This is a genomic window from uncultured Clostridium sp. (assembly GCF_934754925.1).
Taxonomy (GTDB): domain Bacteria; phylum Bacillota; class Clostridia; order Clostridiales; family Clostridiaceae; genus Clostridium.
The window spans coordinates 1-21,602 of record NZ_CAKVJA010000015.1; the positions used below are offsets into that span (position 1 = coordinate 1).

The 21,602-nt window shown below is 27.8% G+C and carries 16 protein-coding genes, 4 tRNA genes, 1 pseudogene and 1 other annotated feature; of the genes and pseudogenes, 19 read left to right on the forward strand and 2 right to left on the reverse strand.

Translation table 11 applies throughout. The annotated features are described in order from the left end of the window. The first annotated feature begins 244 nt into the window (after positions 1–244). From Q0G30_RS06780 to addA, 19 genes and pseudogenes are all read left to right on the forward strand, one after another. Positions 245–742 carry an HD domain-containing protein gene (locus Q0G30_RS06780; protein ID WP_294388147.1) on the forward strand — a complete coding sequence of 166 codons (498 nt, stop codon included), beginning with the start codon at positions 245–247 and terminating at the stop codon, positions 740–742. Between the two features lie 15 nt (positions 743–757). Then, positions 758–1,267 carry a transcription repressor NadR gene (locus Q0G30_RS06785; RefSeq protein ID WP_294388150.1) on the forward strand — a complete coding sequence of 170 codons (510 nt, stop codon included), beginning with the start codon at positions 758–760 and terminating at the stop codon, positions 1,265–1,267. 17 nt (positions 1,268–1,284) lie between these two features. After that, positions 1,285–2,697 (forward strand): FAD-dependent oxidoreductase, encoded by a 1,413-nt coding sequence (locus tag Q0G30_RS06790; protein ID WP_294388151.1) that lies wholly within the window; start codon positions 1,285–1,287, stop codon positions 2,695–2,697. A 14-nt stretch (positions 2,698–2,711) separates the two neighbouring features. Further along, positions 2,712–2,945 (forward strand): DUF1667 domain-containing protein, encoded by a 234-nt coding sequence (locus tag Q0G30_RS06795; protein WP_294388154.1) that lies wholly within the window; start codon positions 2,712–2,714, stop codon positions 2,943–2,945. A 131-nt stretch (positions 2,946–3,076) separates the two neighbouring features. Beyond that, positions 3,077–3,281: a binding site (T-box leader), on the forward strand. Positions 3,282–3,344: 63 nt separating this feature from the next. Beyond that, positions 3,345–4,622, forward strand: coding sequence for a serine--tRNA ligase (serS, locus tag Q0G30_RS06800; RefSeq protein WP_294388157.1), 1,278 nt, complete (start codon positions 3,345–3,347; stop codon positions 4,620–4,622). Positions 4,623–4,871: 249 nt separating this feature from the next. Continuing rightward, entirely contained in the window at positions 4,872–5,714 is an 843-nt protein-coding gene (locus Q0G30_RS06805; protein WP_366013654.1) for a DUF2520 domain-containing protein, read from the forward strand. Positions 5,715–5,716: 2 nt separating this feature from the next. Next, entirely contained in the window at positions 5,717–6,544 is an 828-nt protein-coding gene (gene panB, locus Q0G30_RS06810; RefSeq protein ID WP_294388160.1) for a 3-methyl-2-oxobutanoate hydroxymethyltransferase, read from the forward strand. A gap of 13 nt (positions 6,545–6,557) precedes the next feature. Further along, the gene (panC, locus tag Q0G30_RS06815; protein WP_294388163.1) at positions 6,558–7,403 is read left to right on the forward strand and encodes a pantoate--beta-alanine ligase; all 846 of its coding nucleotides are present in this window, start codon (positions 6,558–6,560) and stop codon (positions 7,401–7,403) included. 17 nt (positions 7,404–7,420) lie between these two features. Next, positions 7,421–7,807, forward strand: a complete 387-nt coding sequence (gene panD, locus Q0G30_RS06820; RefSeq protein ID WP_294388167.1) for an aspartate 1-decarboxylase — start codon at positions 7,421–7,423, stop codon at positions 7,805–7,807. A 129-nt stretch (positions 7,808–7,936) separates the two neighbouring features. Continuing rightward, complete coding sequence (locus tag Q0G30_RS06825; RefSeq protein WP_294388169.1) at positions 7,937–8,560, forward strand: tRNA-uridine aminocarboxypropyltransferase; 624 nt, start codon at positions 7,937–7,939, stop codon at positions 8,558–8,560. 61 nt (positions 8,561–8,621) lie between these two features. Next, positions 8,622–8,712: transfer RNA gene (locus Q0G30_RS06830), tRNA-Ser, on the forward strand. Positions 8,713–8,901: 189 nt separating this feature from the next. Beyond that, positions 8,902–8,992 (forward strand) — tRNA-Ser (locus tag Q0G30_RS06835). Positions 8,993–9,051: 59 nt separating this feature from the next. Beyond that, a pseudogene (locus Q0G30_RS06840) lies at positions 9,052–9,435 on the forward strand (carbonic anhydrase); the annotation flags it as partial. 67 nt (positions 9,436–9,502) lie between these two features. Next, positions 9,503–9,593 (forward strand) — tRNA-Ser (locus tag Q0G30_RS06845). A 5-nt stretch (positions 9,594–9,598) separates the two neighbouring features. Beyond that, positions 9,599–9,691, forward strand: a tRNA-Ser gene (locus Q0G30_RS06850). A gap of 184 nt (positions 9,692–9,875) precedes the next feature. Beyond that, complete coding sequence (locus tag Q0G30_RS06855; RefSeq protein ID WP_294388172.1) at positions 9,876–10,817, forward strand: ROK family protein; 942 nt, start codon at positions 9,876–9,878, stop codon at positions 10,815–10,817. Between the two features lie 145 nt (positions 10,818–10,962). After that, positions 10,963–11,481, forward strand: a complete 519-nt coding sequence (locus Q0G30_RS06860) for a GNAT family protein (RefSeq protein ID WP_294388177.1) — start codon at positions 10,963–10,965, stop codon at positions 11,479–11,481. A gap of 10 nt (positions 11,482–11,491) precedes the next feature. Then, positions 11,492–14,923, forward strand: coding sequence for a helicase-exonuclease AddAB subunit AddB (gene addB / locus Q0G30_RS06865; protein WP_294388180.1), 3,432 nt, complete (start codon positions 11,492–11,494; stop codon positions 14,921–14,923). A gap of 2 nt (positions 14,924–14,925) precedes the next feature. Continuing rightward, positions 14,926–18,681: a helicase-exonuclease AddAB subunit AddA gene (addA, locus tag Q0G30_RS06870; RefSeq protein ID WP_294388185.1), complete on the forward strand. Its 3,756-nt coding sequence runs from the start codon at positions 14,926–14,928 to the stop codon at positions 18,679–18,681. 83 nt (positions 18,682–18,764) lie between these two features. Here addA and Q0G30_RS06875 read toward each other — a convergent pair whose 3' ends face one another. Next, on the reverse strand, positions 18,765–20,105 hold the full coding sequence (locus tag Q0G30_RS06875) for a CCA tRNA nucleotidyltransferase (RefSeq protein ID WP_294388186.1): 1,341 nt from the start codon (positions 20,103–20,105) through the stop codon (positions 18,765–18,767). Between the two features lie 131 nt (positions 20,106–20,236). Then, positions 20,237–21,439 carry a L,D-transpeptidase family protein gene (locus Q0G30_RS06880; protein ID WP_294388189.1) on the reverse strand — a complete coding sequence of 401 codons (1,203 nt, stop codon included), beginning with the start codon at positions 21,437–21,439 and terminating at the stop codon, positions 20,237–20,239. Between the last annotated feature and the right edge of the window lie 163 nt (positions 21,440–21,602).

Here is a 21,602-nt window from a genome sequence, read left to right on the forward strand (position 1 = left end):
CTCAGTTGGGAGAGCACTTGCCTTGCACGCAAGGGGTCAAGGGTTCGAATCCCTTTACCTCCACCAAAAGCTACGATTTGTATCGTAGCTTTTTTTGCTTTATAAAATTTTAAATACTTTAACTTATAATGTAGAATTATAACTAAATAAAATATATTTTAATATTTTTAATTTATTTCTAATAGTGGTATTATAAATATGTATGTGTATTACAATATATGTTAAAGAACAAGGTGATAGTTAAATGTCTTTATATAGAGTAAAGCAATTTGTTTGGGCATTAAAATCATTGTCTGAAGATATTGATACTGAATATGTAAATAAATTTCTAAATAAAAAGGAAAGAAAATTATTTAATAAACTAAAAAAAACAGATAAACATCATTGTATTAGAGTTAGTAAAGATGCCGTGAGTTTATCAGAAGGAAGAAATATAAATTTAAATAGAGTTGCTAAGGTAGGATTATTACACGATATAGGAAAAGGTGAATATGGACTCAATATTATTGAAAAATCTGTATTGGTAATATTGAACAAAGTGACTAAAGGAAAATTAAAGAAATATGATGGAATTAAAGCAGTTGATACTTATTATAATCATGCGGAAAAGGGTGCAAATTTATTGAAAAGTTTTAATACATATGATAAGGAATTTTTAGATACTGTTAGATACCATCATAGCAATAAAATACAAGGAAATAAATTATTAGATATAATAAAGGAAAGCGATAATAGAAATTAAGTTGTGGGGTGAATTATGAAGGCTGATGAAAGAAGAAGTAACATTATAGAAATGTTGATGAAAGAAAAAAGAGCTATTAAAGGCACAACATTAGCTGAAAGCTTTAATGTAACTAGACAAATAATAGTTAAAGATATAGCTATTTTAAGAGCTAAAGGAAATAATATAATAGCAACTCCAGATGGCTATATGATTAATGAGGATAATAGCAATAGGGTAAAGTCTGTTATTGCAGTAAATCATAATGATGAAGAGGTTATAAAAGAGCTTGAGATAGTTGTTAAATATGGTGGGATAATAGAAGATGTAATAGTAGAGCATCCTTTATATGGAGAGATAAGGGGTATATTAATGATAAAAAATCTTAACGATTTAAATAAGTTTAAAAATTCTTTAAACCAAATAGATGCAAAACCATTATCTATGCTAACTAATGGAGTACACCTTCATACTATTTCTGCCGACTCTGTTGAGAATATGGAGTTAATAAAAGAAGAACTAAAAGAAAGTGGTTTTATCTTATAAATTAGGGGAATTGAATTATGGATTATGATGTTTTAGTTTTAGGTGGTGGCATAATAGGATGTGCCGTTGCCTATGAATTATCTAAGTATAATTTAAATATAGCAGTGATTGAAAAGGAATTTGATATAGCAGATGATATCTCATTTGTTAATACTTCTATAGTATATGACGGTTCAGAAACATCTAATAATGTAATGGCTGGATTAGAGTATATAGGAAATATACTATTAGAAGACTTATGTGAGAAATTTAATGTTCCATTTAAAAGAATAGGATCATTAAGAGTAGTTAATGATGATAATGGTGTAGTTAAATTAGAAGAAATGTATGAAAGAGCTATAAGACGTGGAATCGATGGCGTATATTTAATAGAACCAGATGAAGTATATGAAATAGAGCCTAATATTAATGCCGAAGTAAAAAAGGGATTATACTCTCAAAATGTTGCAATAGTTGCTCCTTATGATTTAGCAATTGCATATGCTGAGGTTGCTTTTGATAATGGAGTTAATTTTAGGTTAGAAGAAGAAGTTTTAACTATTCAAAATGTTACAAAAGGTTTTAGAGTTGTAACTAACAAGAATAAATTCTCATGTAAGGTTGTTATAAATACAATTGCAAATGAAATATATATAAATGAAAAGGGTGTAGTTGAAGAAAAAGAATCAGATAATGGAGTAAACTCCTTCAAAAATATGAGTTACATTTTACTTGATGATAGTTATGAAAATAAGCTACAAAGAATTGTTACAAAGACCTTTGATAAGGATACTTTTGTTGTTTCTACTCCAGTTTTAAATGGAGGCTCTCTTATTGGAATAAAGAGTATTGAAAAAACTAGCTTAGATGATAATTTAAGATATGCATCTAAGTTATTGAAGGGATTAAATAAAAGTAATATAAATAATCTGTTTAGGGAAAGTTATGATAAGGATTCTATTGTAGTAGATGATGAAAAAATAGATAAGGGTTATATTAGCGTAATAGGAACTCATTATGGAAAGGTTACATTAGCTCCAGCTATAGCAAAAATGCTATGTGATACTATTAGTAGCAATTTAAATTGTAAGTTAAAAAAGAATTTTATTGATAAAAGACGAGAGTTCTATAGATTTAGAGAAATGGATAGAAGAGAAATCAATGAAGTTATTAAGCTAGATAAACGTTATGGAAAGATAGTATGCATGTGTAATAATGTTTCAGAGGGAGAAATTGTTGATTCTATTAGAAGACCTTTAGGTGCTAGAACTGTTAAGGGTGTTAAGAGAAGAACTGGAGCTGGATTTGGAAATTGCCATGGAGCCTATTGTAATGAAAAGATAGTACAAATATTATCTAGGGAATTAGATAGAAAAATTACTGATATAGTAGATGATTCAAAAAATTCAAATATAGTTTCAGGTAGAATTAAAGAATTTAAGGATATATAATAGGAGTAATAAGTATGTGTAAAAAGGATATTTTCACTTCTGTAGTTAGGGTTAAAGGTAGTGATAGGTTTAAAGTTGTTCCTGTTAAAAGTAGTGATGAAGTTGATAAAGAATTATGGATAGAAATGTCTAAAGTTGTTAGTAGATTATATGTAAGTATTCCTATAAAAATGGGAAGTATTATATGTAAGAATATTTTAAATAGTGGAGTTGATATAATTTGTACTAGGGATATTGAGAATAAATAATTAGCGATGATATTTTTACGTCATTAGTTTAATTTTTTATTAAATATCTTTAATAAAATCAGGTTTTTAATGTATTGACAAAAAGTAGAAGATTATAATATATTAAATATATTAATGTTGTAAATATTTTAATTAAACCGTTGAAGAGGCTAGTAATAAAGTAATTGTTTTAAGAGAGTCAGTGGTTGGTGAAAACTGACATCAATATTTTATGAATCCACCTTGGAGGGACTGTGATGAGCAGTACGGATAAACCCGTTAGTTTTATAAAGAGTGGATAATAAGTGAAATTTTATTATCAATTAGGGTGGCAACACGGAGTTCTTCGTCCCTTATATGGGAAGAAAGAGCTCTTTTTTTATACCAGAAAAAATAAATAAAATATACATGGAGGATATTATGTTAGATTTAAAATTTTTAAGAGAAAATCCAGAAATAGTTAAACAAAATATTAAAAATAAGTTCCAAGATCAAAAACTTCCTTTAGTTGATGAAGTAATTGCTTTAGATATAGAAAGCAGAGCTACTCAACAAGAAGCTGATTCATTAAGATCAAATAGAAAGACAATTTCTAAGCAAATTGGTGCATTAATGGGCCAAGGGAAAAGAGAAGAGGCAGAAGAGTTAAAAGCAAAAGTTAATGAACAAGCTGCTCGTCTTGCTGAATTAGAAGCTAAAGAAAGCGAACTTGAAGAAAAAATAAGAAATATAATGTTAGTTATTCCTAACATCATTGATCCTAGTGTTCCAATAGGAAAAGATGATAGTGAAAATGTAGAAGTTGAAAAATTCGGTGAACCTGTAGTTCCAGAATTCGAAATTCCATATCATACAGAAATAATGGAAAAATTAAATGGAATAGATTTAGATAGTGCTAGAAAAGTTGCTGGTAATGGATTCTATTATTTAATGGGTAACATTGCAAGATTACAATCAGGAATACTTTCTTATGCTAGAGATTTTATGATTAACAAAGGATTTACTTACTGTATTCCTCCTTTCATGATTCGTAGCGATGTTGTTACTGGAGTAATGAGTTTTGCTGAAATGGAATCTATGATGTATAAAATAGAAGGTGAAGATTTATACTTAATAGGTACAAGTGAACACTCTATGATAGGTAAATATATTGATACTATATTAAAAGAAGAAAGCCTTCCTCAAACTTTAACTAGTTATTCACCTTGCTTCAGAAAAGAAAAAGGAGCTCACGGAATAGAAGAAAGAGGAGTTTATAGAATACATCAATTTGAAAAACAAGAAATGATAGTAGTTTGTAAGCCAGAAGAAAGTAAAGAATGGTTTGAAAAGTTATGGAAGTATACTGTTGAATTATTCCGTTCTTTAGATGTTCCAGTTAGAACTTTAGAATGTTGCTCAGGAGATTTAGCAGATCTTAAGGTTAAATCTATTGACGTTGAAGCTTGGTCTCCAAGACAAAAGAAATACTTCGAAGTTGGAAGCTGCTCAAATTTAGGTGATGCTCAAGCTAGAAGATTAAAGATTCGTGTAAATGGAGAAAAAGGAAAGTATTTTGCTCATACATTAAATAATACAGTAGTTGCTCCACCTAGAATGTTAATTGCATTCTTAGAAAACAACTTAAATGAAGATGGATCAATAAATATTCCAGAAGCTTTAAGACCTTATATGGGCGGAATGGATGTTATAAGATAATTTTTAAGTATTAAATAAGATATAAGAAGACTAAAAATAGTTTTCTTATATCTTATTTTTTTATAAGAAATTATAAAAATGAGATAATAGCAAATGTTGACAAAATTTAGAAATATGATAAATTTAATATGGGTGGTATTTTAATTAAACCGCACCTTATATATTTGAAAATTTAAAGATTACCAGAAATAGCTCATATCAATTTTGAATGGGACTTGTTAGTATCACACTCTTTTGGAGGTGATAATTATAAAATTTGGATTTATTGGAGCAGGAAAAGTTGGCTTTTCCTTAGGAAAATATCTAAAAGAAAACAGCATAGACATAAGTGGGTATTATAGTAAATCACAGCATTCATCTAAAGAAGCTGCAATTTTTACAAATACGCGACAATATAATAATTTAGAAGATTTAATAAAAAATAGTGATGCTATATTCATTACAACACCTGATAATCAAATTGCAGATGTATGGAATGAAGTAAAAAAGTTACCTATTAAAGAAAAATTAATTTGCCATTGTAGTGGCTCTATTTCTTCAGAAGTCTTTTCAAATATAAATAATCATGGTGCATATGGTTATTCTATTCATCCAATGTTCGCTATCTCGGACAAATATAATTCTTACAAAGATTTATCTCAAGCATTTATTACAATTGAAGGTAATGAAAAACATATTGAATATTTAAAGATGTTATTTTCACATTTAGGAAATGATGTAGCAATTATTAATAAAGAGAATAAAATTTTATATCATGCAGCATCAGTAACAGTTAGTAACTTAGTGTTAGGGTTAATTAATAATGGTGTTAATTATCTAGAGGAATGTGGATTTACGAAAGAAATGGCTATTAAAGCCTTATATCCATTAATTGAAAACAACTTAAGAAATATTAAGGAAAGAGGTGCAGTTAAGAGTTTGACTGGGCCCATAGAACGAGGAGATTTAAGCACTGTTATTAATCATTTAAATGTAATACGTGAAGAAGATAAAGAGTTATATAGATTATTATCAAAAAATATTTTAAAGATAGCAAAAGTTAAAAATAAGAATAGAAATTATAAAAATTTAGAAGAGTATCTAGGAGAGTAATTATGAAAAATACAGCAGTTACATTTAAACAAGCAAAAGAAAAAAATGAAAAACTTACTATGCTTACAGCATATGATTATTCTACAGCCAAAATAATTGATGAGGCTGGAATAAATGGAATTTTAGTTGGAGATTCATTAGGAATGGTTTGTTTAGGATATGAAGATACATTATCAGTTACTATGGAAGACATGATACATCATACTAAAGCTGTATCTAGAGGTGTAAAGAATACATTAGTTGTAGCAGATATGCCTTTTATGTCTTATCAAACATCAGTATATGATGCTGTAATTAATGCAGGAAGATTAATTAAAGAAGGTAGAGCACATGTAGTTAAGTTAGAGGGTGGTGTTGAGGTTTGCGATAAGATAGAAGCTATAGTTAAAGCTTCAATACCAGTTATGGCTCACATTGGATTAACACCTCAATCAGTTAATGCTTTTGGCGGATTTAAGGTTCAAGGTAAAGATAAAGAGGCAGCAAGGAATCTTATAGAAGCAGCTTTAGCTGTAGAAAAGGCAGGAGCATTTGCAGTTGTATTAGAATGTGTTCCAGCTAAGCTTGCAGCAATAATAACTGAAAAATTATCTATACCTACAATCGGAATAGGTGCTGGAGCACAGTGTGATGGGCAAATTCTTGTTTATCAAGATATGTTAGGAATGTATAGTGATTTTACTCCTAAGTTTGTTAAGAAGTATGAAAATTTAGGTGAAAAAATGAATGTGGCTTTTAAAAAGTATATAGAAGAAGTTAAGGATGGAATTTTCCCAGGAGAAGAGCATTCTTTTAAAATAAATGATGAAGTAATTGAGAAGTTATATTAAAGGGGAAGAGAAAATGAGAGTTGTAGAAAAGGTAAATGACGTAAGATCTACAGTAAAGGAATGGAAAGCTAAGGGGTTAAAGATTGGATTTGTTCCTACTATGGGCTATTTACATGAGGGACATGAAAGTTTAATTAGAAAAGCATCAGAAGAAAATGATAGAGTTGTTGTAAGCATATTTGTTAATCCAATTCAATTTGGACCTAAAGAGGATTTATCTACTTATCCTAGAGATTTAGAGAGAGATAGTAAAGTATGTGAAAGGGCAGGGGCAGATATTATATTCCATCCTAAAAATGAAGAAATGTATTTTGAAGATTTTTCTACTTTTGTTGATATGAATGGATTAACAGATGGATTATGTGGAAAGAGTAGACCTACTCATTTTAGAGGCGTTTGTACTGTTGTAACAAAATTATTTAATATAGTAGCACCAGATAGAGCTTATTTTGGGGAAAAGGATGCTCAGCAATTAGCAATTATAAAAAGAATGGTAAGAGATTTAAATATAGATATAGAAATTATAGGATGTCCTATAATAAGAGAGAAAGATGGGCTTGCTAAAAGTTCAAGAAATACTTATTTGTCGGTAGAAGAAAGAAATGCTGCAATCATATTAAATAAATCATTAACATTAGCTAAAGAAAAAATTCAAGATGGTGAAAGAAATTCAGGGGCTATTATTAAGTTAATTGAAGAAACAATTAATTCAGAAAAATTAGCAAGAGTGGATTATATAGAAGTTGTAGATAGCCTATCTATGAAGAAGGTAGAAAGAATAGAAAAATCAGTATTAGTAGCAATAGCCGTATTTATAGGTAAAACAAGATTAATAGATAATTTCACATATGAGTTATAATAAGGAGAGAATCAATAATGAAGGTAAATATGTTAAAAGGTAAGATACACAGAGCAAAAGTAGTACAAGCTGAATTAAATTATGTTGGAAGTATAACAGTAGATGCAGATTTACTAGATGCGGCAGGGATATATGAATATGAAAAAGTTCATATAGTTGATATTGATAATGGAGCAAGGTTTGAAACTTATACTATTGCTGGAGAAAGAGGATCGGGTATGATTTGTTTAAATGGAGCCGCAGCAAGATGTGTACAGGTTGGAGATAAAATTATATTAATGGCTTATTGTGATTTAGATACAGAAGAGGTAAAAGATCATAAACCAAAGGTTGTTTTTGTAAATGAAGAAAATAAAATTAGTAGAATTACTAATTATGAAAAACATGGTGAACTTTCTGAATAATAAAATATAAAAATAGTTTTAGATAAATACGATGAATTTAGAATAATATTTTTATTCTAAATTCATCATTTTTTATTAATAGTGATATATAGTATTATGTAATTATAAAAATATTAACAGAGGTTTTATATGATAAATAGAAAAAGAATAACGAGTATATGTGATAATTGTAATATATGTGGTTTACCTGTTATAACTTGTATATGCAATAGTATAAAGAAAGTTAAGACAAAATCTAAATTTATAATTTTATCTAGTGAACGAGAGATATATAGAAATACTAATACAGCTAGTTTATTAAAATTAATTAATTCAGAATCAACAGAAATAATTATTTGGAGAAGAGGAGAAAAATCTCAAGAAATTTTAAATTACATGAATAATGATATCTATAAGGTATATTTAATATTTCCTATTGTGAATGAAGAAATGGAGAAAAGAAGAATTAAATATGTTAAAGATGGACACATACCAGTATTTATTATTGTAGATGGAACATGGAAGGAAGCTTGGAAGATAATAAGAAAAAGTGATTATTTAAAAGAAGTACCTATACTTCCTTTGGAAGTGAAGAAAACTTCTAAGTTTACATTAAGAAGGGGACAAGAAGAAGGAAACTTATGTACAATAGAAGCAGCTATAGAATTACTTAAAATAAATGAGGAAAATGATATAGGTGAAGAAATAAATAGAGGTTTTGAGTCATTTTTAGGTAGTTATAAAGCAGGAGCAAGTGGACATAAAATTAATTGAAAAATTTTTGTAAAAAGTGTTGATATAATATTTGTACACTGATATAATAACAATTGTCCGAGGAGAGATGGTCGAGTTGGTTTAAGGCACCGGTCTTGAAAACCGGCGTGCGTGTGAGCGTACCCAGGGTTCGAATCCCTGTCTCTCCGCCAAAAGCTTCTAGTAAATGCTAGAAGCTTTTTTGTATATATATTTAAAGTTACAAAAACCTAAAAGTATAAAATAATAATGAAGTATGAAGGCAAAAGTTAGAAGGAATAATTATAGATAAATAAAAAATAATAAAATTAATAAAATATGTTGACATAATTAATAGTGGTTGATATAATTAATCTTGTCTTGGAGAGATGGTCGAGTTGGTTTAAGGCACCGGTCTTGAAAACCGGCGTGCGTGTGAGCGTACCCAGGGTTCGAATCCCTGTCTCTCCGCCAAAAGCTTCTAGCAAATTCTAGAAGCTTTTTTTGTATATATATTTTAAGTTTATGGTAAGATAAAAGTAAAAAATGCAGGAGCTACTATAATTCATCCATTTGGTAGTATTATAAGAAGTATTATAGTTGCTATTTATGAATTCGATACAGATGAAGTATTAGTAATTGGTCATAAAAATTGTGGGATGAGTAATATTGATGGAGAGGAAACTATTAATAAGATAATTAATAGAGGAATTCCAGAGGAAACAATAGAGACATTAAATAATTCAGGAATAAATATAAAGAAGTGGTTACATGGATTTGATTCTGTAGAAGATTCTATAAAAGAAAGTGTAGAATTAATAAAGAAGCATCCATTAGTTCCAAAGAAAATAAAAGTACATGGGTTAATAATGGATACTGAAACGGGAAATTTAGAAGTAGTAATTAAAGATAAATAAAAATAAAAAAAATTTAATAAAATGTGTTGACATAATTAACTATGGTTGATATAATTAATCTTGTCTTGGAGAGATGGTCGAGTTGGTTTAAGGCACCGGTCTTGAAAACCGGCGTGCGTGTGAGCGTACCCAGGGTTCGAATCCCTGTCTCTCCGCCATAAGTGGAGAATTACTCAAGTGGCTAAAGAGGCTCCCCTGCTAAGGGAGTAGGCTGGATAAAACTGGTGCGAGGGTTCGAATCCCTTGTTCTCCGCCAAAAGCATCTAACAAATGTTAGATGCTTTTTTGGTGTATAAAGAAATAAATTAAGTTTAGTGAAATAATTTAAAAATAGATGAATTAATTCTAAATTTTCCATAATTAATAATTGTAAACGTAATTTTTAAATGGTATACTTTTAATAGTTAAAGTAGTATAACTTATTAGTGGGAGGGTAATAAATGGAAAAGAAGTATGTTGTAGGTGTCGATTTAGGTGGAACTAAAATTTACACAGCTTTAGTAGATTTAGATGGAAATATTATAAAAGAAAAAACAGTTGAAACATTAGCTCACGAAGGTGAACAAGCTGTTATGGGAAGAATAATAGATACTATAGATTATGTTACAGAGGGAACAGATAAAAATTTAATAAAATCAATTGGAATCGGTTCGCCTGGTCCATTAGATGTTAAGAATGGTATTATAATTGAAAATTCAAATTTACCTTTTAAGAATTTTGCAATAGTTAAAACTATAAAAGAAAAATACGATTTACCAACTTATCTAGATAATGATGCTAACGTAGCAACATTAGGAGAGTTTATGTTTGGTGCAGGAAAAGGTACTGAAAATATGGTGTTTATTACAGCAAGCACAGGAATCGGTGGTGGAGCTGTTTTAAATGGTAAATTATTTAGAGGAGCTACAGGAAATGCATTAGAAGTTGGACATATGACTGTTTCAACAGAAGGTCCAAGATGTGGATGTGGAAACTTAGGATGTGTAGAAGCTTTAGGATCTGGTACAGCAATTGGTAAAAGAGCTAAAGAAGCTGTATCAACTAATGTTACAACTTCATTAAAGAATTATGATAATGTTACAGCTAAAGAGGTATTTAAAGAAGCTGCAAATGGAGATAGAGTTGCTAAAAATATATTAAATACTTCATTAACTTATCTTGGAATTGCTGTAGCTAACACAATAACAAATTTTGATCCAGAAAAAGTTGTTGTTGGTGGTGGTGTAGTTAATGGCGGAGATATAGTTATTGACACTATAAGAAATGTTGTTGAAGAAAGATGTATGGCTGCATTCGTTGAAAATTGTACAATTGAAAAGGCTGTACTAGGTGGAAAAGCAGGAGTATTAGGTGCTGCAGCTTTAGCTATTACTGAAAGATAATATAGATTATTAAAAAAACTACAATATATAAAGAGAGACTCTTTATATATTGTAGTTTTTTATTTAACGGGACTTATAGTAATTAATAGTTAGTTGTTGGTAAAACTTTCAAAATGATAGTATCATTAATTATGGAGGGATTAATGTGATTTATGGAGATAAAATATATTTGAGAGAAATATTAAAGGAAGATATTGATGAAGCTTATAATTTATGTTCAGATAGTGAAGTATTAAAATATAATGGTAATGAATATGGGATGTTATCAAAGAAATATATAATCGAACATTTAAAATATTTAAATATACCTTCTAAAAGAAATTACGTAATAATTAATAAACAGGGAGCTATTGTTGGAGTAATTATTTATTCAGAAGATAAATATTCAAGAAATGTTTATAACATTAGTTTAACTATAGGTAAAAAGTATTGGCGTAAGGGATATGGAACAGATTCAATAAAGACAATTTTAAAATATTTATTTTTAAAAAGAAAAGTTCATAAGGTTGAACTTGAGGTAGTTAGGGAAAATGAAGCTGCAGTATTATTCTATAAAAAATGTGGATTTATTGAAGAGGGTATACGAAGAAAAAAATATTATTATAAGGGAGAATATTTAGATACTATTTTAATGGGATTATTAAAAGAAGAATTTAAGGCTTAAGGAGTTGAATATGGGAATTAGATTTGTTTTTGGAAGAGCTGGTGCAGGAAAAAGCTATTATTGCTTAAATCAAATAAAGAAAAAGTTAAGTAATGATAAAAACAATAAGTTAATAATGTTAGTACCAGATCAATATACATTTCAAACTGAAAAAAAATTATTAGAATATGTAGGAGAAAAGGCATTACTTAGAGCTGAAGTTTTAAGTTTTAAGAGAATGGCCACAAGGGTTTTTGATAAATGTGGTGGAAGAGCAATTAATGTAATAGAAGATTCAGGAAAGAATATGCTTATTTATAAACTATTAAAGGATAAGGGAGAAGAACTTAAATACTTTAATAGAATAAGTAAGCAACAAGGATTTGTTGGAATAGTATCAAAATCAATAACTGAATTTAAAAAATATAATATTTCCGAGGAAATATTAAAAGAAAAAGAATTAGAAATAGAAAATAAGGACTTAAAGGAAAAGATAAGTGATTTAGCTTCTATTTATGAAACATTTAATAAAAATTTGCATAAAGGATATATAGATTCTGAAGATATATTATCTATTTTAGCTAAAAAGTTAAAGGAATGCGATTTATATAAAAATGCTGAAATTTGGGTAGATGAATTTACAACATTTACGCCACAGCAGTTAGAGGTACTAAAGGTATTAGCTAAACAATGTAAGAATGTGAATATTACTTTATGTAGTGATGGAGAAATTCAGTTTACTGAAGGTGAAACTGATATATTTGACGTAATAAAAAATACTGAAAATAGAATTTTAAAAATGATGCAAGAAAATAATATTTCCTATAAAGAGCCTGTAAATTTAAATAAGAAAAATATTTATAGATTTAAAGAGAGTAGAGAGTTAGGTCATATAGAAAAATATTTCTTCAATTATCCTTTTAAAATATATAAGGATGATTGTAAAGATATAAGATTATATAAAGCAAATAATAATTATTCTGAAATAGAATGGGTAGCACAAGATATATTAAAACTTGTTAGGGATAAAGGATATAGATATAAGGATATTGCTGTTGTTTGTAGGGAAATTGATAGTTACGATAAAATAACTTCAGTTATATTTAATGAGTATAATATTCCATATTTCCTAGATAAGAAAAGAGAAATATTAAGCAATCCATTAGTAGTATTAATAATATCAGCATTAGAAATATTAGTTACAAATTGGTCTTATGAAAGTGTATTTAAATATGTAAAAAGCGGACTTATAACATTAGAAACTAACTTTATTGATAAATTAGAAAATTATATTTTAGCTAATGGGATAAAGGGATATAAATGGACTAGAGATTTATTAACATCTCAAGATCAGGAGCTAACACAAGAAGAAATTGAAATCTTTGAGTATATGGAAGAAATCAGAAGACCAATAATTAATTTATATAATAAGATAAAAGGTGATGTTACAGTAAGAAAGTATTGCACGGCTTTATATGAGTTTTTATTAGAAATAAATGCTTTTGAAACTATGGATAAATGGCTTGATGATTTTAATAATAAAGGAATGCAAGATAAAATTAAGGAATATACTCAAGTTCCATCTATAGTAATGGATATGTTAGATCAAGCTGTAGAAGTATTAGGAGATGAAGTAGTTGATTTAAAGACTTTTTCTAAGATATTAATATCAGGATTTGAAGAAAAAGAAATTGGTGTAATTCCTATGGCTTTAGATCAAGTAAATATAGGCGATATAGCTAGAATAAAAGGTAGAGATGTAAAGGCACTTTATATAGTAGGAGCTAATGATGGTGTTTTACCATCAGCTAATAAAGATGAGGGTATATTATCTGATGAAGATAGAATTGAACTTAAAGGTATGGGAATTGAACTTGCTAGTGATACAAGAAGTAGAGTATTTGAAGAGCAGTTCATGGTTTATACGGCATTAACAATACCTTCAAATTATTTAATGATTACTTATCCAATGGCAGATTTCGAGGGAAAATCATTAAGACCTTCAATAATAATACCTAGATTAAAAAAGATTTTGCCTAGGTTAAAGGAAGAAAGTGAAATATTTAATAATGATTTATTTAATGATAAATATCATAATATAACTGCACCAGTACCAACATTTAATGAGCTCATAGAAGCATTAAGAAGAGAATATGAGAAGGAAGAAATTGAACCATATTGGGTAGAAACATTTAAGTGGTTTGAAGAAAATGAGGAATTTAAAGATAGAACTAAAATTATTTTTAATGGATTAAATTATACTAACTTAGTTGAAAAGATACCAAGAGAAAAGATAAAAAGACTTTATAGCAATGATAATGGAAGATTAATGTTTAGTGTTTCTAGAATAGAAAAATATGCGCAGTGTCCTTTTAGTTATTATGTTCAATATGGATTAAAAGCTAAGGATAGAAAGGTATATGAATTCACTGCACCAGATTTAGGTTCATTTATGCATGATATATTAGATCAATTTACAAATAAGATAAGAAAAGAAAATATATTATGGGGTGATTTAACAAAAGATAAATGTGCTGAAATAGTTAATGAGCTTGTTAATAGTAAGCTTAAAAATGAAAGTAATTCTATATTAAATAGTAATAAAAAGTATCAATATTTCTCAGAAAGATTTAAAAAGACTATTACTAAATCTGTAACAGTAATATCAGAACAAATGAGAAAAGGTGAGTTTGACATATTCAAAAGTGAATTTGATTTTGGAGATTTTAAAGATTCAAATCCAATAAAATTAGAATTACCTTCAAAAGAAACAGTATATTTAAAGGGTAGAGTTGATAGAATTGATAAAGTTGATTTAAATGGAGAAACATATATTAGAATTGTTGACTATAAATCCGGCTCTAAGAGTTTCGATTTAAACGAGTTATATTATGGTCTTCAAATACAATTATTAGTTTACTTAGATGCCATACTAAAGAACTCAGAGCAAATTTTAAAAACACAATGTATGCCAGGTGGTATATTATATTTTAAAATTGATAATCCAATAATTAAGTCAAAGAAAGCCTTAACAGAGGAAGAAATTCAAGTTGAGGTATTAAAGAAGTTAAAAATGGATGGATTGTTATTAAGGAATGTGGAGCTTGTTAAATCAATGGATAGAGATATGGAAACATACTCACTTATTATTCCAGCTGCTTTTAAAAAGGATGGAGATTTTACAAGTACTAGTTCTGTAGTAACAGAATCACAGTTTGAATTATTAAGAAAATATGTTAATGATAAAATGATTGAAATATGTGAAGAAATGCTTAGTGGTGAGGTTAAAATAGAACCTTGTAAATCATCAAAAGTAACATATTGTGATTACTGTGATTATTCATCAATATGTCAATTTGATACTTCAATAAAAGATAATAAATACAAAATAATATTAAAAAAGAAAAAAGATGATTTATGGGATGCAATGAGTAACAAAGTAAAAGTGGAGGAAGGTGAATAGATATGGGAGCTACTAAATGGACAAATGAACAGCTTCAAGCTATAGAAACAAGAAGATGTAATTTGCTTGTAGCAGCGGCTGCAGGTTCAGGAAAAACAGCTGTTTTAGTTGAGAGAATTATAAGGATAATAACAGATGAAGAAAATCCAGTAGACATTGATAAGCTTTTAGTTGTTACCTTTACTAGTGCAGCAGCATCAGAGATGAGAGAAAGAATAGCAGCAGCTATATCAAAAGCTTTAGAGAAAAATCCTAACTCTAAAAATCTTCAAAGACAACTTACCTTATTAGGTAGAGCCAATATTACTACTATGCATTCCTTTTGTTTAGATGTAATTAAGAATTATTTTTATACTATTGATTTAGACCCTAGTTTTAGAATAGGTGATGAAACAGAAGCAACTTTAATGAAGAATGAAATAATTGAGGAGCTTTTTGAAGAGTATTATGAAGAAGATAATGAAGAATTTAAAGAACTAATAGAAGCATATAGTGGTTCTAAGGATGATGAAAAGTTAAAAGAAATGATACTTTCTTTATATAGATTTTCTATGAGTGGACCCTGGCCAGAACAATGGTTGATGGAGAAGGCTGAAGCCTTTAATATTAGCACTTTAGAAGAACTTGATAAGAGTGAATGGGTAAAGGTATTAAAGGAAAGTTTAAGAGTTGAATTAAATGGATTCTTAAATATGTATAAAAAGGCTATTGAAATAATTAATGATACTGATGGTTTAGAACCATATTTAGATGCCTTTAATAGTGATTATGATAATTTATTAAGAGCTTATGAAAGTTTAGATAGTGGTTTAAATGATATTTATATTGCTTTAAATTCTATTTCATTTATTAAGCTAAAAACAGTTAAGAAGAATCAAGTTTCTGATGAAAATGCTCAAAATTCAGTTAAGAGTATAAGAGATTCAGTTAAGAAAAAAATAAAGTCATTAATTGAAAGTACATTTGAATTTACTCCACAAGAGGCTTTAGATGGAATAATAGGTGTATATCCTTTTATGAAGACTTTAGCAACTATAACTCTTGAATTTTCAAAGAGATTTGATGAGAAGAAAAGAGAAAAAAATATACTAGATTTTAATGACTTAGAGCATCTTTGTTTAAAAATATTAATTGATAAGGATGAAAATAATAATATTGTACCATCTAAAGTTGCAGAACATTTTATGGAGTTCTTTGATGAAGTATTAGTGGATGAATATCAAGATTCTAATAATGTTCAAGAAACTATAATAGATTTAGTTTCAAGAAGAAGATATGAAGAAGCTAATGTATTTATGGTTGGAGATGTTAAGCAAAGTATATATAGATTTAGACAGGCAAAGCCAGAGTTATTTTTAGATAAATATAATAGATATTCTTTAGAGGATGGAAGTAAAGATAGGAAGATTCAATTATATAAAAATTTTAGAAGTAGGCAAGAAGTTATCGAAGGCGTAAATTATATATTTAAGATGGTTATGTCTAATACAGTAGGTGAACTTGAATATACTGATGAAGAAGCATTGAACTTAGGCGCAAGCTTTAAGGAAGCTAATAATGAAGAATCAATTGTAGGAGGCGAAATTGAGCTTCATATATTAGATAAGTCAGGTATAGTTAAGGAAGAAGAATTTATAGATGAAGATAGTGAAGATGGAAGTAAAGAAGAGGAAGAAGATATAGATGCTATTACTCTTGAAGCTAAAATAGTAGCAAAGAGGATACATGAGTTATTTGAAACTAAAGATGGAAAAAAGTTTAAGGTATTTGATAAAGATACTAATGAATATAGAGACGTTAGATATAAGGATATAGTTATTCTGTTAAGAGCAACAAAAAATTGGGCAGAAATATTTTTAGATGAATTAGGATCTGAAGGTATTCCTGTATATGCTGATACTGGTAGTGGATATTTTGAATCTATTGAAATTAGAACTATAATGTCTTTACTTAAGATAATAGATAATCCACTTCAAGATGTACCTATGATAGCAACTTTAAGATCACCTATATGTGGATTTACTGCTGAAGAATTAAGTGATTTAAGATTATTAAATAAGGATTTATATTTTTATGAAATAATAAAAGAAGTTTCTGAAGGGAATTATCAAGTCAATGAGGTGTTAAAGTTTAAATGTAATAATTTTATTGAAGACTTATCTAAGTGGAGAGAAAGAGCGATATATACTCCAATAGATGAATTCATATGGTACCTTTATATGGATACTGCATTTTATGGGTATGTTGGAGCAATGCCTAATGGAAAGCTTAGACAGGCAAATTTAAAAATTCTTTTCCAAAGGGCAAAGCAATATGAAAGCACTAGCTTTAAGGGATTATTTAATTTTATAAACTTTATTAATAAATTAAGAAAGTCTTCAGGAGATATGGGAAGTGCAAAAGTACTTGGAGAAAATGAAGATGTAGTAAGAATTATGAGTATTCATAAAAGTAAAGGGCTTGAGTTTCCAGTAGTGTTTACTAGTGGAATGGGTAAACAGTTTAATTTAATGGATTTATCAAATTCTATCTTATATCATGAAGAGCTAGGTTTTGGACCTAGTTACGTTAACCTTGAAACTAGAAATTCATATTCAACTTTAGCAAAAGAGGCTATAAAGAAAAGAATAAGATTAGAAACTTTATCTGAAGAAATGAGAATACTTTATGTTGCATTTACTAGAGCAAAGGAAAAGTTAATTATTACTGGAGCAACTAGTAATTTAGAAAAATCAATTAATGGCTGGATATCATCAGCTTCATTAGATAAGAATATAGTTTTACCTTCTGAAGTTTTAAAAGGAAAATCTTATTTAGATTGGATTGCTATGGCTATGTGTAAACATACCTGTGGAGAAAAGTTAAGAGGGGTTACCGGTGCTACTAGAGACTTAATTACAAGTGACTTTTCCACATGGAATATAAAATTCTGGACAAAAGACTTATTAACAGTGGATAAAAATTTAGAGCCTGTGGATAAAATTGAAGATGAGAACCTGTTTATAACTTCTAAAAATGTTGTTGTGGATAAAGAAATAGGCAGAAGACTTGATTATAAATATAAATTTATAGAGGGAGCAATGCTACCAAGTAATATTTCTGTTTCTGATTTAAAGAAAAAAGAATTTACTTATGGTGATGAGGTGCATGACACTGTAGAAGTATTTAAAGAAAAGGAAGTTTTAAAGCCTAAATTTTTAAAAGAAGAAAAGGGATTATCTGCAGCTGAAAGAGGAACTGTAATTCATTATGTTATGCAAAGATTAAATTATGACAGAGTAAGCACAATTAGTGAAATTAAATCACAAATAGAAGAAATGATATTAGATAATTCATTAACAGAAAAGGAAGCTTCAGCTGTATGGTATAAGAAAATATATAATTTCTTTAATAGCAAATTAGGTGAAAGAGTATTGAAAGCGTATAAAGAAGATCGGCTAGTAAGTAGAGAGTTACCTTTCTTTACAGAATTAAGTAGTGTAGAATATGATCCAGAATTAAATAAAGAAATCTATATGGATGAAAAGATTAGACTTCAAGGGATAATAGATTGTTTCTTTGAGGAAGAGGATGGAATAGTTCTTTTAGACTATAAGACTGATTATGTTGAAGAAGGAAAAGTTGATGAAATAATTGAAAGATATAAGTCTCAAATTAAGTATTATAAGGATGCTTTAGAGAAGATAATAGGGAAAAGAGTAAAAGAAAGTTATTTATATTTGTTTAATATAGATAAAGAAATTCTAGTAGAAGTTTAATTGTTAAGATGAAGTAAGCCTTTCATAATAGTAAAAAGACCAGCAAAAAAATTTGCTGGTCTTTAGTTATATCAGTAGCTTAATTAAATAAAGTTTTGAGCTATTTCTAAAAGGCTTTCTTTATTATTTAAATTTTTATCATCTAAAACACTTTCTAATAAAAAGGTTAGTATTTCGCCAATAATTTTTCCAGGTTTAATATTTAAATGTGTCATTAAATCAGAACCAGTAACAGCTAAATCTTTTATATAAAGTGGTTCATTATTTTTTAGTATTAATTGTACTCTATTAGAAATATAATCAACTTTCTTTAAAAAGGGAACTGGATCCCATAATGAATTGATGTCCGCTTTTTGAAGTTCAAAAAGTGTAAATATATTTTCACTTCCAACACGTCTCAATAATCTTTTAATCTCACCATCTGTAGGCATATAATTTACATCTAAGACTAAATGATCATAAATAATTTTAGAAACCTTATCTATAGTAGCATTATCAAATTTAAGTCTTGATAATATTGGTTTACATATTATTGCACCTTCTGGAGCATGGCCAGGAAAGTAGCAATGGCCGTTAGGCAATTGTTTTAATGTATTAAGTTTACCAATATCGTGAAAAAGGGCAGATAATCGTAAAATTAAATCATTACTTGAGGTATTGTTTATTACATTTAAAGTATGAGCAAATACATCTCTATTATGATTATTACAAAGAGGTGTATATCCAATTAAACTATGAATTTCAGGAAGAATTATTTCTAATATTCCTGTATCTTTAAGTAAGTTTAGACCATCACAAGGATTAGTAGAAGTTAAGATTTTGCATAATTCATCTCTAATACGTTCAATACTAATGTTTTTGATTAGCTTATAATTTTCTTTAATAGCTAAATATGTTAAAACATCAATTTTAAAGCCTAATTGGCAGCTAAATCTAATTGCACGTAACATTCTTAAAGCATCTTCTTGAAAGCGTTTAGTTGGATTTCCAACAGCTTTAATTATTTTATTTTTTAGATCATCTATTCCATTAAAATAATCTATAAGTCCTTCTTTAGTATTATAAGCTAAAGCATTAACTGTAAAATCACGTCTTGATAAGTCTTCTTTTATATTTGAAACAAACTCAACAGATTCCGGATGACGATTATCTAAATAATTTCCTTCTGTTCTATAAGTAGTAACTTCTAAATTTTCATTATTTAATATAACCGTAACCGTTCCATGTTTTATTCCTGTTGGGATTGTTCTTTCAAATAATGATTCTGTTATATTAGGTAAGGCAGACGTTGTTATATCGTAATCCTTAGGTGTTAAACCAAGTAAGCAATCTCTAACACAACCACCAACCATAAAAGCTTCATAATTATTGTTATAAAATGTATCTATAATAAATTGAACATTATTAGGTATATTAATAAACATAAAAATCATCCTTTAAAAATAAGTATTATTAATATATTTTAGCATAAAGATTATATAAAACGTTAATAGTAAAAAAATAAGGCTATATATCAAATCTATATTTAAATAAATTTGATATATAGCTTCTAAATTTAGTTAATTATAACTTTTGTACCAGACTCTATATTATCATAAATCCATTTAGCATCTTCGGTTTTTAATCTAATACAACCATGAGAAGCTGGAGTTCCTAAAGTATTATCTACAACTTCGCTTTGGTCCTTATTATAGGGAACTGAATGGAACAAGTAATCTCCATAGAATTGAACCCAATACTTTCCGCCTTGCTCATACTTATCTGAAAAGAACCAATCTCCACGTTCACGAACATCAAAAATTCCAGTTGGTGTTTTCTCATCATCTATACCAGTAGAACAAATAAATGATTTAGCAGTATTCCATTTATTCATAGTTCCTTTATAAACATATGTCATTTGATCAGATAAGTTTACATATATTAAATATGGAGTTAAGCTTTCTATATTTAAAGTATTAATATTAGTACTAGTAATTGATTGAAGCAATTGACTAGATGTTAATGTTGAATTTTGATTATCATTAGAATCTATAGAAGCTAAATATTTTTCCTTAGCTTCAGCGATAGAGTCAATTTTGTTATTAATATCATCATCTGATTCTGATATTATAGAAGTATCAGCATTAGATAATAAATTTATAGCTTTAGTATAATAATCATCTTTAACTAACTTATCAGCTTCCTTAAATAAGCTATCTTTATAATCACTTATACATTTTTCTATGTACTTAGTTGCATCACTATAATATTTCGAAGAATCAGGTATTTTTTTTAGTAAGTTAATAGCAATAGCAAAATCACCATTATTACAATTATCTAAACCTAAGTCTAAAATTGCTTTATAGTCAGAATCGTCTTCAGGAATATAATTATCATCTAATGAAATTATTACTTTATTTAATGATGAATTTAATATATTATATCCCTTAATTTCATTTAAAACTATTAAGGCTTTTGATTTATTTTCTTCATTATCTAAAACAGAATCACATATGTTTTTTACTACAGAAGAGAAATAAATATTTAAATCTTTATTTAAAGTTTTCTTTTTTAATTTTAAATAAATATTATCATCTGTGATAACTTTTTTAGCAGCAGTGAAATCACAACTATTAAATTTAGAGAAAAAGTCATCTGTAATTAAAGAATATTTATAATTTATATAGTAATTAGCAGCAAATACCAGTAACAGTCCAGTAAAAATAATTGTAATAATTTTAAAAACACTTTTTTTAGGTTTTCGAAATAAACTTCTCAATTAAATACCTCCTTATGCTTTATTATTAATAATTGACTATTTCTTTAATTTTTAAACCTATTTCAAGTGAATTTACAAAAAGTACACAAGAAAATTTAGAAGAATATGTTATAATCAAAATATAAAAATACTAATATAGTATTAATTTTTTTGTGAATAATTA